Origin of the sequence: Peribacillus sp. NPDC097284 (assembly GCF_044761765.1) — a bacterium.
In the GTDB taxonomy this organism is placed as follows: Bacteria; Bacillota; Bacilli; order Bacillales; family DSM-1321; genus Peribacillus.
Window position 1 is genome coordinate 1 of the sequence record NZ_JBIWCZ010000002.1, and the last position, 17,078, is coordinate 17,078.

Annotated in this window: 16 protein-coding genes; 9 read left to right on the forward strand and 7 right to left on the reverse strand. The window is 39.0% G+C overall.

Annotated elements, in window-relative coordinates:
- Together ACIQXU_RS05725 and trpS are read right to left on the reverse strand one after the other, a co-directional pair.
- The coding region (locus ACIQXU_RS05725) for a transposase (RefSeq protein WP_402987998.1) at nt 1–587 on the reverse strand (587 nt) is incomplete at its 3' end.
- Between the two features lie 118 nt (nt 588–705).
- Complete coding sequence (trpS, locus tag ACIQXU_RS05730) at nt 706–1,692, reverse strand: tryptophan--tRNA ligase (protein WP_402867789.1); 987 nt, start codon at nt 1,690–1,692, stop codon at nt 706–708.
- A 453-nt stretch (nt 1,693–2,145) separates the two neighbouring features.
- Between trpS and ACIQXU_RS05735 the strand changes: the two genes are divergently transcribed.
- On the forward strand, nt 2,146–3,324 hold the full coding sequence (locus ACIQXU_RS05735) for a putative glycoside hydrolase (protein ID WP_402867790.1): 1,179 nt from the start codon (nt 2,146–2,148) through the stop codon (nt 3,322–3,324).
- A gap of 51 nt (nt 3,325–3,375) precedes the next feature.
- Here ACIQXU_RS05735 and ACIQXU_RS05740 read toward each other — a convergent pair whose 3' ends face one another.
- The gene (locus ACIQXU_RS05740) at nt 3,376–3,567 is read right to left on the reverse strand and encodes a hypothetical protein (protein ID WP_402867791.1); all 192 of its coding nucleotides are present in this window, start codon (nt 3,565–3,567) and stop codon (nt 3,376–3,378) included.
- 93 nt (nt 3,568–3,660) lie between these two features.
- Between ACIQXU_RS05740 and ACIQXU_RS05745 the strand changes: the two genes are divergently transcribed.
- The 6 genes from ACIQXU_RS05745 (at nt 3,661) to pepF (ending at nt 11,205) form a co-directional block, all read left to right on the forward strand.
- Nucleotides 3,661–4,227: a GNAT family N-acetyltransferase gene (locus tag ACIQXU_RS05745; protein WP_402867792.1), complete on the forward strand. Its 567-nt coding sequence runs from the start codon at nt 3,661–3,663 to the stop codon at nt 4,225–4,227.
- 563 nt (nt 4,228–4,790) lie between these two features.
- The gene (spxA, locus tag ACIQXU_RS05750) at nt 4,791–5,186 is read left to right on the forward strand and encodes a transcriptional regulator SpxA (protein WP_402867793.1); all 396 of its coding nucleotides are present in this window, start codon (nt 4,791–4,793) and stop codon (nt 5,184–5,186) included.
- A gap of 427 nt (nt 5,187–5,613) precedes the next feature.
- Nucleotides 5,614–6,282, forward strand: coding sequence for an adaptor protein MecA (mecA, locus tag ACIQXU_RS05755; protein ID WP_402955874.1), 669 nt, complete (start codon nt 5,614–5,616; stop codon nt 6,280–6,282).
- Between the two features lie 111 nt (nt 6,283–6,393).
- Nucleotides 6,394–7,899, forward strand: coding sequence for a cardiolipin synthase (gene cls / locus ACIQXU_RS05760; RefSeq protein WP_402987445.1), 1,506 nt, complete (start codon nt 6,394–6,396; stop codon nt 7,897–7,899).
- A 91-nt stretch (nt 7,900–7,990) separates the two neighbouring features.
- Nucleotides 7,991–9,202, forward strand: coding sequence for a competence protein CoiA (locus ACIQXU_RS05765; RefSeq protein WP_402987448.1), 1,212 nt, complete (start codon nt 7,991–7,993; stop codon nt 9,200–9,202).
- 185 nt (nt 9,203–9,387) lie between these two features.
- Nucleotides 9,388–11,205 (forward strand): oligoendopeptidase F, encoded by a 1,818-nt coding sequence (pepF, locus tag ACIQXU_RS05770; protein WP_402955883.1) that lies wholly within the window; start codon nt 9,388–9,390, stop codon nt 11,203–11,205.
- A 1,307-nt stretch (nt 11,206–12,512) separates the two neighbouring features.
- Here pepF and ACIQXU_RS05775 read toward each other — a convergent pair.
- The 4 genes from ACIQXU_RS05775 to ACIQXU_RS05790 form a co-directional block, all read right to left on the reverse strand.
- Nucleotides 12,513–13,409 (reverse strand): ClpXP adapter SpxH family protein, encoded by an 897-nt coding sequence (locus ACIQXU_RS05775; protein WP_402867798.1) that lies wholly within the window; start codon nt 13,407–13,409, stop codon nt 12,513–12,515.
- The gene (locus ACIQXU_RS05780; RefSeq protein ID WP_402867799.1) at nt 13,406–13,810 is read right to left on the reverse strand and encodes a globin domain-containing protein; all 405 of its coding nucleotides are present in this window, start codon (nt 13,808–13,810) and stop codon (nt 13,406–13,408) included. The genes ACIQXU_RS05775 and ACIQXU_RS05780 overlap by 4 nt, the downstream gene beginning before the upstream one ends.
- A 209-nt stretch (nt 13,811–14,019) precedes the next feature.
- On the reverse strand, nt 14,020–14,682 hold the full coding sequence (locus tag ACIQXU_RS05785; protein ID WP_402987452.1) for a lytic transglycosylase domain-containing protein: 663 nt from the start codon (nt 14,680–14,682) through the stop codon (nt 14,020–14,022).
- 24 nt (nt 14,683–14,706) lie between these two features.
- Nucleotides 14,707–15,285 carry a CYTH domain-containing protein gene (locus ACIQXU_RS05790; RefSeq protein ID WP_402867800.1) on the reverse strand — a complete coding sequence of 193 codons (579 nt, stop codon included), beginning with the start codon at nt 15,283–15,285 and terminating at the stop codon, nt 14,707–14,709.
- A 315-nt stretch (nt 15,286–15,600) separates the two neighbouring features.
- Here ACIQXU_RS05790 and yjbM point away from each other — a divergent pair, with 315 nt between their 5' ends.
- Nucleotides 15,601–16,221, forward strand: coding sequence for a GTP diphosphokinase (gene yjbM, locus ACIQXU_RS05795; RefSeq protein ID WP_402867801.1), 621 nt, complete (start codon nt 15,601–15,603; stop codon nt 16,219–16,221).
- A 51-nt stretch (nt 16,222–16,272) separates the two neighbouring features.
- Entirely contained in the window at nt 16,273–17,067 is a 795-nt protein-coding gene (locus ACIQXU_RS05800; RefSeq protein WP_402867802.1) for an NAD kinase, read from the forward strand.
- Nucleotides 17,068–17,078 lie beyond the last annotated feature (11 nt).

A 17,078-nucleotide genomic window follows, 5' to 3' on the forward strand; every position in this document is an offset into this window, starting at 1 on the left:
AATTTATCTGGTGGAAAAGGTTTCTTTCCATGATCTTCACGATCCTGATTTATTTCTTCTTGAAGGCGTTCTTGATATGCTCGTGTTTCCTTGCGGACGACTTTCTTTGCAAATTTTCGTTTATTTGCACTAGCTTTTACATGAGTGGAATCAACGAATACATGCTCTGCACTTATTAACTTTCTTTGGGCAGCTGTGATTAAAATGCGATAGAAAATCTGTTCAAAGAGGTCACTATCTTTAAAGCGTCGCTCATAATTTTTTCCGAAGGTTGAGAAATGAGGTACTTTATCGTGGAAACCGTAACCTAAGAACCAACGGTAAGCCATATTTGTTTCAACTTCTTCAATTGTTTTACGCATGGAACGAATACCGAAGGTATATTGAATGAATGCAAGTTTAACCAAAATAACTGGATCGATACTTGGGCGACCTACCTCAGAATACATATCTTTCACTAAATCATAAATGAAAGAGAAATCAATGGCCGCCTCAATTTTACGAACCAAATGGTTCGCTGGCACCAATTGATCCAAAGTAATCATTTCAAGTTGATCTCGCTGAATAGAATCATGTTTCGAAAGCATCTTTATCACCTCAAGTTTTAATACTTTTATTTTAAAATAAAAAAGACTGTAGGCAAAGTCGATTTTCATCGAGTTTGTCTACAGTCTGAGACGATCCGTTGCGGATCGTCTTTTTCCATTATCTTTTTCTTCCAAGTCCCATGCCGTTGTACATTTTTCTAATCATCTTATTGGCTTCGATATTTGCCTTCTCTGCCCCACGATCTAAAATTTCATCAAGTTCAGGGGAATCGATCAAGCTATAGTAACGCTCTTGAATGGGTAGAATCTCTCCTAGTACCACTTGAGCTAAATCACCTTTAAAGTCGCCATATCCTTTTCCGGCATACATCTCTTCAATTTCAGCGTATGTTTTTCCACTGAAGATGGAGTAGATGGACATTAAGTTCGATACGCCCGCTTTATTTTCTTTATCATAACGAACGATGCCTTCAGAATCAGTTACTGCACTCTTAATGTTTTTCTCGATTTGTTTAGGATCGTCAAGTAGAGCAATCGTAGCTTTTTTATTAGGGTCGGATTTACTCATTTTCTTAGTCGGTTCTTGAAGCGACATTATTCGCGCTCCTGCCTTTGGAAGGCTGATTTCTGGTATTTTAAAGATATCGTTGTACCTATTATTGAATCGCTCAGCTAAATCTCGCGTTAATTCCAAGTGTTGTCTTTGATCTTCCCCAACAGGAACAACATCTGTATTGTACAGGAGAATATCTGCAGCCATCAGTGGCGGGTAGGTAAGAAGTGCAGAAGAAACGCCTTCCTTGCCGGCTGATTTATCTTTAAATTGGGTCATTCTCTCAAGTTCGCCAATATAAGCGATGCTTTGCAAAATCCAGCCTGCCTGGGCATGCGCGGGAACCTCTGATTGAATGAAGATCGTATTCTTTTCAGGGTCAATGCCGATTGCCAAATATAAGGCAGCGAGTGTTTTAATGTTTTTTCTTAATTTAAGTCGATCCTGCGGAACTGTAATTGCATGTTGGTCAACGATACAAAAGAAACAGTCATATTCATCCTGTAAGTTAACAAATTGCTTCATTGCTCCGATATAATTTCCTAATGTAACAGAACCAGATGGCTGAATGCCAGAGAAAATCCTTTTCAACTGCTAGTCACTCCTCTAAATACGTTTAATTAACTAATTGGATATTCGCTCTTCATTATTGTAAGGATAAATAGGGAAGTAATCCACTTCCTGTACAGCAAGTGTAAGAGAGCTCATTTATGTCTTGCAAGGCAGTACTCGCCAGGGAATGTCTACCTAGAGATACGAATTTTCCACTATACCTGTATTTTAGCATTTATTCTTAAGAAATGTAATCCAAACAGCATGCCCTTATTACAACTAATATATACGATGGGGTAAAAAAAGAAGGATTCGTAACTTATTGATTTTTAACCATCAATGGGGAATCGATTTTAGGGTAGGATAATGATATAGGAGATTGTTACACACCATTTTTTTAAAAAAAGTTTATTTTATAGGAATAAAGTTTTGCTGTTGTGGTATTAAACAAAAGAGTCTGTTGTAGATTTGAAGGGCGAATGAGGTGAAGATGTGAAATCGTTAAGTAAATGTATAGTGGCAGGAATGTGTTTGTTTTTGGTTCAGCAACCGGTCCATGCTGAGGATTTGGAACAAGCAAGAACTGTGGCGCTTGAGCAGAAAGAACTACCAAAGTTGGCCCCTAGATTCGTATATGATTCTGGATTGAAGTTTGATTATCCTGATGCAGTACGAGGGCTTTATGTTACAGGACATGTAGCTGGTGGAAACAAGTTAAATGAACTCATACAATATGTGGACGAAACCGATTTGAATGCAATGGTCATCGATATTAAGGATGACAGGGGGAATGTTACCTATAAACCGGAAGACAAGGATTCCCCTTATTCGAATATTGGAAAGGATTACATAAGGAAACCGGTGGACATGTTAAAAAAGCTTGAGGATAAGAAGATTTATCCGATTGCCCGTGTCGTCGTTTTCAAGGATACCCTTCTTGCAAAGGAAAAACCACAATGGTCGTTTAAAGATGGCGATAAGGTCTGGAAGAATGGACGTGGTGAATCTTTCGTGAATCCATTCCTGAAAGAGGTATGGGATTATAACGTGGGGATTGCCATAGAAGCTGCGAAGATGGGATTCAAAGAAATTCAATTCGACTATGTCCGTTTTCCTGAAGGGTTCGAGAATAAAGAGGATGACCTAAAATATGATATGGGAGAGTATGAAAAAGGCAATAAGACCCATACTGAAAAACGGGTACAGGCCGTAACCGACTTTGTGGCCTACGCAAAAAAACAATTAGAGCCATATGGTGTGGAAGTATCAGTCGATATTTTCGGCTATGCCGCTACATTACCTGAAGCTCCTGGTATTGGGCAAAATTTCTCCAAGATTTCTGAAAATGTAGATGTCATCTCTTCGATGATTTATCCAAGTCACTGGACATCCTATTTCGGAATCGAAAAGCCGGATTTAAAACCGTATGAACTTGTTCGGGAATATGCAAAATTGGAGAACAAGAAATTGAAGGAACTAGAAACGCCGCCTACCTCTAGACCCTGGATTCAGGACTTCACTGCTTCATACTTGGGTGAGGGGAATTATCAAAAGTATGGTAAGGAACAAGTGGAAGCCCAAATTAAAGCGTTAAATGATAATGGAATTGATGAATATCTATTATGGAATGCTGCAAACCGCTATACAAAAGGGGTAGACTACACCCCATAAACCATCAGATGACCGATATGTACACAAGCGGTCATCTGGACTCCCGAAGAATCATCGCTTATGTTTCTTCCCGCCGACTTGATTCCATCCCGACTGAATTCGTTTCGATTGATTGAAAATGTGGGAATGAGTTTTACCACCAAACCACTTTTCCCCAATGGCATTCGTCAGGACACCATTTATGGCTGTGATCCCAATTACGCAGACAGCAACTAAAATTAAGTCAACAAGGTAAGTAAGCATGGATACCCCCTCAATAATTTCAATTTATTTACAGTCTATTGTAAACGATAAGCAAAAGCGTGGAAAGATAAAATTTGAAGAGGAGATGAAATCGTGAATTGGTATGATAAACTAAATCAATATTTTCCAATTGAAGAAATGAAGTCAAAAGAACATATAGAAATTTTATTGAAGGATAAACAAGACATCTATAAAAAGGATGAAGGGCCTGACCATGTTCTACTATATGTGGAAGGTAAGGAATTTATTTTCGTCGATTATTTATTCGTCGGCAAAAATGCCCGGGGTCAAGGCCTTGGAAAGAAATTGATTCATCAATTGCAAGAAAAACAAAAGACCATTTTCCTTGAAGTCGAGCCAGTGCAGGAAAATGACGTGGACACGTCAAAACGATTAAGATTTTATCAAAGAGAAGGCTTTTTACATGCTTCTTCTATCGCCTATAATAGAAAATCGTTGGCTACTGAAGAAGATACGCCGATGGAAATCCTTTATTGGCCGGCACATGATGCTGTTAAAGAAGAAGATGTATTCAATTATATGAAAAAGATTTACTCTGAAATTCATACGCATAAAGATAAGCATCTATATGGAAAATCGTATCAATCAGTAGACGAAGTATTGAATATAGAAACAGAAGTGGAAAGTGATAGGGTTTAAAAAGATATGAAATGACACAGGAGCCGACTAAATTCGTCGGCTCTTTTATATCGTGGTGCGGAATGCATATTTATTTTCCGTCCCTGTAAATGGTGATTTGTATGGAGCATGCATTTAATTTAATTGATTTAAGCAGTCAAAAGGAGGGTTTTTAAGAAGGAAGAAGGAATTAAAGGATACTTAAAGAAATTATAAATGATAATCACTAGTTTATAGCTAAAAAAAGGGGGTAAATAAAAAGTAATGAGCAAATGAAAAAAATAAAGGGAAAATGAGGGGCAATTTGCAACTTAAATGAGAATAATAGGTGCATATTTTCAATTAGAAAATAGCGTTGTAATGTATTACATAAAAAAACGAAGTGCCTATAGTACAGATGAAATAGGAAGTTATAAAGGATAGTTTCAATTTTGAAAAAGGGTATTCATTTTAAATGAATTAGTGTATAATTAATTAAAAGAAATGCTTATTTAAAATTATTTCAAATTAGAATCGTAGTTGTGAATGATAATAGATTTCTCCTCATAGATCACCGATTCTATATTTAGGGAGTGTGGGTAAACATGGTAACATTATATACATCCCCAAGTTGTACGTCATGCAGAAAAGCAAAAGCATGGTTAGAGGAACATGAGATTGGTTATACAGAAAGAAATATTTTCTCGGAACCTCTTTCAATAGAGGAAATCAAAGAAATTCTACGTATGACGGAAGATGGTACGGATGAAATCATCTCAACCAGATCAAAAACGTTTCAAAAGTTAAATGTTAACTTAGAGAGCTTGCCTCTACAAGAGTTATATAAATTGATTAAAGAAAACCCTGGTTTGCTAAGACGCCCGATTATCCTTGATGAGAAGCGTCTTCAAGTTGGGTATAACGAAGATGAGATTCGTCGTTTCTTACCACGGAAAGTACGTACGTTCCAATTGCTAGAAGCACAACGTATGGTAAATTAATGAATAAGTGTTTTCCAAGCTCTGCTGAGAATAGTGCAGAGCTTTTTGTTTATACATATATCTTTTTCTTGGGGCGACAAGGCTCTTGTGACAATGGTCAGGGCGGGATTGGATAAATAAAGCATGTAAATAACCATTAACTGTATACAATATAGAATATGAATGAAATACGGCACCGTCTTCGTGAAAGTTGCATATGAACGATTTTTTTTATAAAATGAATGGAATATTAGGCAAACAATTGTTTTTATGATATTGATGTTTTTTATTTCCCTTCTTCAAGGTTTTGTCATAAAATGAGGTAAAATAGTCTGTTTTAATGTAGCATGATTTACAGTATGAACTTTTGGGTAAAGAGCTTTTAAGAGCAATTTTCGCTTGGGGGTTATTATCCCTTCAAAATGAGAAAGGAAGGGAGAGGGGAATCATGGAAATCGAACGTATTAATGATGATACAGTAAAATTTTATATATCCTATATAGATATCGAGGAAAGAGGCTTCGACCGGGAAGAAATTTGGTATAGCCGTGAGAGAAGTGAAGAACTTTTTTGGGAAATGATGGATGAAGTGCATCAGGAAGAGGAATTCATGATTGAAGGTCCGTTATGGATTCAAGTTCAAGCATTGGAAAAAGGCTTGGAAGTCTTGGTCACAAAAGCCCAACTTGCCAAAGATGGTCAGAAACTTGAGTTGCCTCTATCGGATGATAAGTTAAAAGAGTTAAGTGTAACAGACAAAGTAGATACGCTTCTTGATCAACACTTTGAAGGTAAAGATGAAGAGAGCACCATGACATTTGAAGATGGGATGATTGAATTCATCACAATATTCGAGGATTTTGAAGATGTCATTTCTTTAAGCAAGCGTTCTGGTTTGGATACCTGGACAACGAAGCTTTATGCTTATCAAAATAAATATTATCTATATATTGAATTTTCCGAAGCTGAAATTGACGAGGAAGAAATTGATAATGTCTTAAGTCTATTGTTGGAATACAGCGAGGAATCCCCAATAACGGTACACATGCTTGAAGAATACGGAAAAGTAGTCATAGAAAATGATGTACTCTCCACAGTAGATAAATATTTCGCATAATATTTTTTAGGCCGATTTCTTAGAAATCGGTTTTTTTTACCCTTGATAAGTCATGCACCTCAACAGAAGCTTTTACGTGCACCTGCGTTTTGTAATTGGAGGTAGTCATAAATGAACGGGAAGGTTGGTTTAAGTTTTCTAGTACTTGTACTCATGTTAGGTAGCCCATGGTATCTCCTACTGGAAGAAGTGGGGGTTAGGGGGTATCTAAGTCTGTTGTTGGCCCTTTCGTTGGTGATCATTGGATTTAATATTTTCATCGAAAATCGTCATCCCATTCAAACGATCACATGGATCATTGCATTTGGGGCTTTTCCTGTTATCGGGTTCATCTTTTATTTGTTGTTTGGCGGGAATTTTCGAAAAGAGAGAAAGTTTCGTAGGAAGTATTTTTTGGATAAGCATGAGTTCCTTAAACGCGGCACGGAAGTAGATACCTGGGAAAAACGGGGAGTGAAGTTGCGTCATCGAAGGTTATTTTCCCTCGCTGAAAAGCTTGGAAACAGTTCCATTTCGTTTGCATCGAAAACCCGAATACTAACAAATGGAAAAGAGACGTATGCTAGTATCCTGAAGCAACTGAGGAAAGCTAAACACCATATTCATTTGGAATATTATATTGTACGGGATGATGACAGTGGTTGCACTTTGAAGGATATCTTGATCCAAAAGGCAAAAGAAGGGGTGCGGGTACGCTTTTTATATGATGCGGTGGGATGTTGGTCCCTGGCCCGCCCTTATATTGATGAAATGAGGGATTCAGGCGTAGAGATTGTTCCCTTTGGACCCATCCATCTTCCTTTCATAAATAGTACGTTCAATTTTCGGAATCATCGAAAAATTATTATTGTCGATGGGACCATTGGTTTTATCGGTGGCCTTAATATTGGCGATGAATATTTGGGGCTTAATGCGAATTACGGGTCTTGGCGTGATACTCACCTTTTGGTAGAAGGTGAAGCGGTCCGAACGCTACAGCTCATTTTTTCACAGGATTGGTACTATAGTACAAACCAAAGCTATTTGTCGGATGCCTATATTGGTACAAGTCAGCCAGTTTTGCAGGACCTTGGTGGCGTACAAATGATAGCCGGTGGTCCTGATTGTGAATGGACGGTTATTAAGAACCTTTTTTTCAGCATGATAAATTCGGCGGAAAAGTCCATCTGGATTGCATCTCCCTATTTCGTCCCTGATGAGGATATTTTTCAGGCATTGAAGGTGGCGGGCCTGAGTGGATTGGATGTGCGAATACTGGTCCCGAGGAACCCAGATAAGTGGATTGTATTCCATGCTTCAAGAACGTACTTTTCTGAGCTCTTGGAAGCAGGGGTCAGGATATTTCAATATAATGAGGGCTTCATGCATAGCAAGATTGTCATAGTGGATAACGAATTGGCTTCAATTGGCAGCGCTAATATCGATATGAGGAGCTTTCATTTGAATTTCGAAGTCAATGCCTTCCTTTACCGTACAGAGAGTACACAGACGCTAGTAGATGATTATTTGAAGGATCTAAAGGTATCACAGGAAATACAGTTGAAAGTATTTTCCAATCGCAACTTTGGTCTGAAAGTTTTGGAATCCACTTGCAGACTATTGTCACCGCTCCTATGATGATCCATTTATGCCATCACGGCATTTTTTTTATTTTAAAGGAATTTTCCAGGCCAAGGGAGAATGGATATAGTAGGAGGGGAGGAGAAATATGCTTAGTGCAATGAAAGAGGATGGGACATGGATCACCCTTCCTGAAAAACTGACGGGAAACCAGCTCCTGGCAATGAAGGCATCAACAGGATATTTCTGTCCCTGCTGTAAAACAGAAGTGATGATCAAAGCCGGAATGATAAAAATCCCTCATTTTGCCCACAAGAATAATACTTCGTGTCATGCTTCATCGGAACCTGAATCCACTTATCATTTAATGGGAAAAAGAAACCTGTATCAATGGTTGGTATCACATAAGTTTCATGCGAAGTTAGAAGCCTATATTCCCGCAATCAAGAGAAGGACGGATATATTGCTGACAATCGATGATCAGCGCTACGCGATAGAATTCCAGTGCTCCATCATTTCCGAGGCTGACTTCCATGAACGGACAAGAGCCTATCAAAGTGTGAAAATCATACCCATTTGGATCATGGGCGCCAAGCAATTGAAACGAAAGAGTAAATATGAATTCAGCCTATCTGCCTTTCAGTGGCTATTTGTCAGTGGTACCTATCAGCATCCATTTCTGTGGATGTATTGTCCTGAATCTCATCAACTATCCGCATTGAAAAACATGACCCCTTTCTCAAAAAGAAGCGTTTTGGCAGAACTGACCACAGCCCCTTTAAATCTTCTATCCCCCAATCAAATGACACCTCGATATTGTGATGCCTTTCCTTTTTTGATGGCTTGGAGAAAGAAACGGAAAAGCTGGTGCCTCCACCGGGTAAGAACAGCAAAAAGGAGTGATCCTATCTTTTATGGCCTCTATACCCATCACCTTTCTCCTGCAACGATTCCCATAGAAATCGGTGTTCCAATTCAAGGCATGCACCTAATCGAGACACCGGCAATCGAATGGCAAGCTTGGCTATACATGGATGTGTTTCAAAAGAAAAAAATCGGGGAAAAAATTGAAATGAATGAAGTGCTCGGTCATTTCAATAGACGAATCAAGCTGGGGAATATCAGGCAGCGCCCTTTACCACTTATCAAGGAGAAAGATGTGGGAAACCCTGTAAGAAAGTATATTCAGTTATTAGAAAAGCTGGGATATTTAAAAGAGTGGAAAGAAGGAATCTTTACGGTTACCACTCCGTTTACTGTGCCGATTACAAGTGATCAAAGTGAGGCTTTAGAAAGAATTTTCTATCAACAGAGCAAGATTATGATAGAAAAGGCATATATCCATTATAATGAGTTATAACCACTCTATTCCTTTTGACTGGGTTGTAGCAGGATTATGATGGTGAACGCAGAATAGTATGGAGTAAGAGAAGTATCGTTTTGCATGGGAAATGCAAATGGCTCAGGAAGTAAATAAGTCGTACATGCCCTGGTAAAGATAAGGGTAATAAGGGTAAGTTTTATTAGAATGGAGAGGAATTTATTATGACACAGGAAACTAAAGTGAACACATTACCTTCAAGAAGTGAGATTCCGGCTGAAGATACATGGAGACTTGAGGATATATATGCGACGGAGGAAGATTGGGAAGCAGCCTTCAAAGATGTAAAAGAACAGCTGTTGAAAGCGGAAGCATATAAAGGAACATTGGGTGAAAGCGCTGAAAAGCTATTTGCGGCACTTCAATTCCAAGATGAAGTATTTGAAAAGATGGGTAAAGTGTATGCGTATTCACATATGCGTAACGACCAGGATACAACGAATCCCTTTTATCAAGGAATGGAAGACAGGGCGAAGGCACTGTATGCTCAGGCTGCCGCAGCCTTCTCATATATCGTTCCAGAACTGTTAAGCATTGATGAAAACAAAGTCCAGGAATTTTTGGAGGAAAAAGAAGAACTAAAGTTATATAAACATTCTTTGGAGGAAATCAACCTACAGAGACCGCATATTTTAAATGCAGAACAGGAGTCATTACTGGCTCAGGCCTCCGAAGTACTCGATAATTCCGGCAATATCTTCAGCATGTTGAATAATGCGGATTTGAAGTTCCCCGTTATTAAAGATGAAGAGGGCAATGAAGTGGAAATCACTCATGGAAGGTATATTCGTTTCCTTGAGAGCGAAGACCGCCGTGTCCGTCAAGACGCATTTAAAGGCATATACAGCAAGTATGGAGAGTTCCGTAATACATTTGCTTCTACCTTATCAGGTGAAGTGAAGAATCATAACTTCAACGCAACAGTACGTAAATATGAATCCGCGCGCCAGGCGGCATTAAGTAATAATAATATTCCAGAAAGTGTATACGATAACCTCGTTCAAACGGTCAATGACAATTTGCCATTGTTACATCGTTATCTCGACTTACGCAAAAAGGTTCTCGAGTTAGACGAGCTTCATATGTATGATTTATTCGCTCCGCTCGTAAAAGAAGTGAAGATGGAAGTGACGTATGATGAGGCGAAGGAATATGTACTTAAAGGACTTGCCCCACTTGGAGAAGACTATATAAATGTCTTAAAGGAAGGGTTTGAGAATCGCTGGGTGGATGTACAAGAGAATGTAGGGAAAAGAAGCGGGGCCTATTCCTCTGGAACATATGGAACCAATCCGTATATTTTAATGAATTGGCAGAATAACGTGAATAACCTATTCACCCTTGTTCATGAATTTGGTCATTCGGTCCATAGCTACTATACCCGTAAACACCAACCGTATCCTTATGGGAATTATTCGATTTTTGTAGCGGAGGTTGCTTCTACTTGTAACGAAAACCTGTTGAACGATTACTTGCTGAATACGATAGATGATGAAAAGAAACGTATCTATTTATTAAATCATTACTTAGAAGGCTTCCGTGGTACACTGTTCCGTCAAACGATGTTTGCCGAGTTCGAACATACCATCCATAAAAAGGCACAGAATGGGGAAGCGTTAACCGCTGATATGTTGACGAAGGAATATTATGAACTTAACAAGAAATATTTTGGAGAGAATGTAGTGATTGATGAGGAAATCGGTCTTGAATGGGCACGTATTCCACACTTCTACTATAATTACTATGTTTATCAATATGCGACAGGAATTAGTGCAGCTACTGCTCTAAGTAAACAGATTCTCACAGAAGGAGAACCAGCTGTCAAACGATATTTGGAATTCTTGAAATCAGGAAGTTCAGATTATCCGATTGAGGTATTAAAAAAGGCGGGCGTCGACATGACGAAGGCTGAACCTGTACAAGAAGCGTTGAACGTATTCGAAGAAAAGTTAAATGAATTGGAACAGCTTTTAACAAAATAAATGGCAAAAGAGCCAACCGCCTAAAGAAAAGTCGGTTGGCTCTTTTATGTATGTTGCTATAGACCTTTAAATCGATTTCTCTGATTGAAGCTATGAAGAATAATGAAAAAAACAAAAAACAAGATGGGGGAAGTGACATACAAAGGAATGAGCTGCATGATTCCAAGTAGTTGGATGAATAAGGAGCTGATCAGGAGGATAAGTAAAATCGTACTTCTCAAAACTAGCACCTCCGCTAAATGGAATGGAAAGATGTCGGTACACTTTCTTTAAATAATATGTTTTGAAGAAAGAGGTTATTCGGAGAATATGACAATAATGTGAAATGAAGCACAATCTACTTGCACTGTTTAGATGAAATCTGATATAGTACAGATATAGAAGTTATCACATCCAACTTATACCCCTTTGTTGATTCGTGAAATTTCTCCCATCCCCTTATTCGTATAAATAGATAAAAGCCCGGCAAATTTCGCGATTTGCCGGGCTTTTATCTATTTATCAAACTCTAGAAAAGTGAGTAAGGAAAAATAAAAGAAAATTAACTTGGCTATAGAATGAAACGAGATTCATTCTCGAAAAATTTGAATTATTCACTTGTGAACAATTTGTGAAATAAGACACAAAGTAGTTGAAAGTGGGTCGCTCACCTGGTATATTACTGACATGAAGTAATTCACATCTAAACTTATACCCCTTTGTTTGATCGTGAAGATTTCTCCCATCCCCTATTGTTCGTATTAATAGATAAGAAAACCCGGTAAATTCCCCAATTTACCGGGTTTTCTTGTTGTTGAATGATTTCATTCGTGATTTGCGAAAATGATGGATGAAAGACCAACGAAAAAAAGTGAACAAAATGTGAATTTGTGCACAATGTGATTGAAATATGTTCTAGCTATCTGTTATATTACTAACATGAAGTAATCACACCAAACTTATACCCCTTTGTTTGATCGTGAAATTTCTCCATCCCCTTTGTTCGTATAAATATACAGAAAACCGGTGAATTCCCCAATTCACCGGTTTTCTTGTATTTAAATGGAGGAAGAAGCTATTATTTCCGAATTCATAAAAGAAAAAGTGAACATATTGTGAACTTATGCACAAATCAGTTGATGAAATGATGGAAAATCTGTTATAGTACTAAATGAAGTGAATCACATCTAAACTTATACCCCTTTGTTTGATCGTGTAAATTTCCCATCCCCTTTTGTTCAAATATATGAATAAAAAGACAAAGCCCGGCAAATTCCCCAATTTGCCGGGCTTTTTGTGTAGATGAGAGGGGGCGTTCGATAAGACCGTCATTTCGTCGGCTTTTCGGTGTACCTCCAAAATGTTCCGTACTTAGCAGGTATTTTTTCTGCCACTTGTTTTAAAACGAGCTTTTTCATTTCCAGCTCCACGGTACTTTTACTCATATTATAGACCGTTTCAATTTCTTTGGTGGCCACTAGTTTAAAACAACGTATAAACTCCTCAAGAGAAGGTGGCTCAGCTGGGTCTGGGAGGCCATTTAAGATGTCCCTCAATATCTGAACGTATACCTCATAGGAATATACCCCAGAAACCTTAATTCCTTCTTCCTCAATATTTTGATTGAAGAATACGAGTGAAGGAATTTCAGTGACCTCCATTTCACTTGTGATTTTCAAGTCACATTGAAAGCCTTTGGAGGCACTGGAGGAGTTTATGTCATGAAGAAATTCTTCTACATCCAACCCTACGCTTTGAGCACATTCGGTCAGTACCTTGATATTGGAAATATCCTTTTTTCCAATGAATACGTATTCTTGAAGCTGCCTTAAGAAACGAATGGCTAGTTTTCTACCCTGTAATTCGGCCGCTTTAATGGCTATGGATGCAGCGTAGGGAGAGGAAATGGGATTTTCGGTCCATAAGCTTCCATCACAAGACATTCCAGAACGGCTGGCTGTCTTTTCCCAAACTTGGGCGATGTTTTCGAAGTTTTTATGATTGCCGATATTTAGTGAATTAATCTTTCCGCTTAAAACATGACGTAGGCTGAATAACTGGCCATATTCCACCTGCAATTTTCTTATAATCGGTTCAAGGCCCCAGCATTCAGGGCAAAGTGGATCAACAAAAACATAGATTTCTAATGGTTTCTTTCCTACATCATAACAATGTTGTGTTTTTATCCAATCGGAAATATTGAAAACTGGTTTTTGTGTGCTCAACTGTCTTCTCCTTTCCCGTCTATACCGGATGTATTGATCATATGCTGTGCTGTCAAATAGAGGCGATGGTAGAAAAATTCGCGAATTTCACCTTCAAGACCAATTTCGTCCATAGCGTGATACATGCAGGAAAGCCATGCTTTTGCACGATCTGGTGTAATTTCAAAAGGTATATGTCGAGCCCGCAACATAGGGTGACCGTGTTCCGAGGTGTATAAGGAAGGCCCCCCTAAATATTGCGTCATGAATTGTTTTTGTTTACGGACTGTCTCTGATAAATCGTCAGGAAAAATCGGTTTCAGTTCCGGATGTTGACTAACGTTGGAGTAAAATGCATCAATTAACTTGTGTAATTGTCCCTCTCCAATTAATTCATATGGTGTAGGGTTCTCTTTCGTCATGTTGATTACTCCTTTAAAAGAAAGATGTTTGATATTTAATCATATTTTAACAATCGCTTACTCATATAACAAATATCTAGCTTCAATAATACTTCCCCATAATGTTTTTTCACAAATGGAGGAGGGGAATTTTGCAGTTGTTCAAGCTGTTTTCGAAAAAATATCAACGATAAAAATAGCCGACCCAGAAGAAGGGTCGGCTAATGATTTCAGCTCATAAAGTTATTGAACACTTTCTGAACATAATTTTGCGTTTCGGAAAAAGGCGGTATGCCGTTGTATTTATCGACGTTACCCGGTCCGGCATTATAGGCTGCAAGGGCCATTTGGACATCCCCGTTATAACGGGAGAGCATCTGGCTTAAGTATTTACTCCCACCCATGATATTTTGCTTGGGATCGGTTATGTCTTCTACTCCCAGACTTCTTGCGGTCGCAGGCATCAACTGCATGAGCCCTGCTGCCCCAGCGTAGCTTGTCGCTGATGGGTTAAAATTGGATTCCTGTTTAATCACTGACTTAATCAATTTTTCCGGAAGGTTATATAGAGTCGCGGCCTCGCTGATCATATCATCAAAGTTCGTGACCGTCTCGCTTGTCTTTTTTTCTGGGAGAGCGGTTGTCAACGGGTTGTTGAGTGAATGTATCGTGTTGGATTGAAGGATGGACTTTGCCTCAGTTTCTACGTTAGACAGAAGGGACCCCAATGATTGCGATGTGTTTTCCAAAGTATCGCTTGACATGAGTCCCGTCAGCATTTCCTGAAACATTGATCGCGACGAGGATGTATTCGTGATAGTGCCTGTCGAGAATTGTTGTATGGCTTGTAAATCCATCAATGTCCTAAAGTCCTGAACTTTCAAATGTACCACCTCCATATCTATTTTTGGTCGGATTTAATCACTGAATTTCGCCCGATAGAATCTCTTTACTTTATTTTCGGTTTTCCGTACCGGAATTTGAAGTGATTCTAGAAGTTTAAAAAACTTTTTTTGCCCATCGGCCCGATCCGTCACTTCATATTCGAGCTCGTAATCCTCATGTCCCAAATATGAGCTATGATCTAAAACAAGCAAACCTCCCTGGAATGGGAATTCTGAACGGTCCGTTTGTAAAGTGCCAAAACATGTGAAATCCTCTGGAATTAGATTATTTTCTATAATCAGGTCATGAACAGGGCCTTCAGGGAAAATTCCTTCTTTTAAGAAGGAATTTGCGATATCCTTCGTGATCGCTTGATTGGTTTCCAATAGACCCTCGCTTGCGGGTTGCTTCAAGGTTAACTCGTACTGGCCATTTTTCTCCCGTATACGGAGGGCTGAGTTCTGACCTTTCAACTGAAATTTTGCTGTATCAAAATAGTGATTTTGCTGAGTTTTGAAGGTTGATGAATGTACTTGAAAGTGGTCCAAAAGCTGTTTGAATTCTTTTTCATTCAAAAGGTTCTTAAATTCAATTTCGATATGTTGATCCATGATTTATCCCTCTCCAAGCTGTTATTTTAGTTTAATCATATAAGAACCATTCGAGCTGTCAAATCGAATGAATATTTTTTCATTATCATACTTGAATATTTAGGAATCAATTGCCGAATATGATAAAATATAAACATTGAGCATATAAATTAGTTCAGTATACAGCAACATCAAAATTATACATATTTTTCACTATACATATCCTTGGGGAGAAGCAGTGGTAAGAACTGCTGGAGGAACTCATACAGATGATTCGAATCGTTCTGCCCATACCAGATTTGAACAGGCGTTTCGAAAGAAGTGGGTGGTGTGGCAATGGAAAGTTGGGATGATTTCTTAGCGCCTTATATACAGGCCGTTGAGGAATTAAAAGTTAAATTAAAAGGCTTAAGAAAACAATTTGAGAGAGAGAATATTCATTCTCCCATAGAGTTCGTAACGGGTAGGGTGAAGCCGATTGACAGCATCTTGAACAAGGCTAGTCAGAAGGGTATTCCCATCGATAAGTTTGGGGCTGAGATACAAGATATCGCCGGACTTCGGATGATGTGTCAGTTCGTCGATGATATTGAACAGGTCGTAGGACTCCTGAGGAGCCGGAATGATTTTGAGATTGTAGAGGAAAGAAATTATATTTCCCATAAAAAAGCAAGTGGCTACCGTTCCTATCATGTTGTCATTCGCTATCCTGTCCAGACCATTCATGGTGAGAAAAACATATTGGCCGAGATTCAAATCAGAACCTTGGCTATGAACTTTTGGGCAACCATTGAACACTCTTTAAATTATAAATATCAAGGGGCTTTCCCCGAAGATATCCAATTACGATTGAAACGTGCTGCAGAGGCTGCGTTCCTGCTTGATGCGGAAATGTCACAAATCCGTACTGAAATACAGGAGGCACAGCGTCTTTTTTCAAGGAAAAAGGATTCCTGAAAGTGGTAAAGATAAAGACGGAAGAATTCAAACAGAGTTAGGTGGTATTGTATGAAATTTGCGATTACTTCAAAGGGAGATGCAAAATCTAATACGTTAATGCAAAGGATGAGGACGTATCTCCAAGACTTTCAATTGGAATATGATGAAGATCAGCCGGATATCGTCATTTCGGTCGGCGGTGACGGTACGCTGTTATATGCTTTTCATCGATATAAGAATCGGCTCGATAAGACGGCCTTTGTCGGTGTGCATACGGGGCACCTCGGATTTTATGCGGATTGGACTCCCGATGAAATAGAGAAACTAGTGATTGCTTTAGCAAAGACTCCTTTTCAAGTCGTCGAATATCCTCTGTTGGAAACGATTGTGCGCTATCAGCATGGTGGACGGGAAGCAAGATTCTTATCATTAAATGAATCAACGGTCAAAAGCGTCGAAGGGACATTGGTCATGGATGTAGAGATACGTGGTCAGCACTTCGAAACATTCCGTGGGGATGGACTATGCATTGCCACTCCTTCTGGAAGCACCGCTTATAATAAAGCGCTGGGAGGGGCCATCGTCCACCCTTCGATAGATGCAATTCAAATAACGGAATTGGCGTCGATTAATAACCGGGTGTTCAGGACGGTTGGATCTCCACTTTTACTGCCTGCGCATCATACGTGCATGTTCAGGCCAGTCAATGCTGTCAATTTTCAAATCACGATCGATCATCTGACTCTACTACAAGAAGATGTGAAATCCATTCAATGTCGGGTGGCGGATGAAAAGATCCGTTTTGCAAGATTCCGGCCGTTTCCTTTCTGGAAAAGGGTCCATGATTCATTCATTGCCAATTAAGGAGATTATAT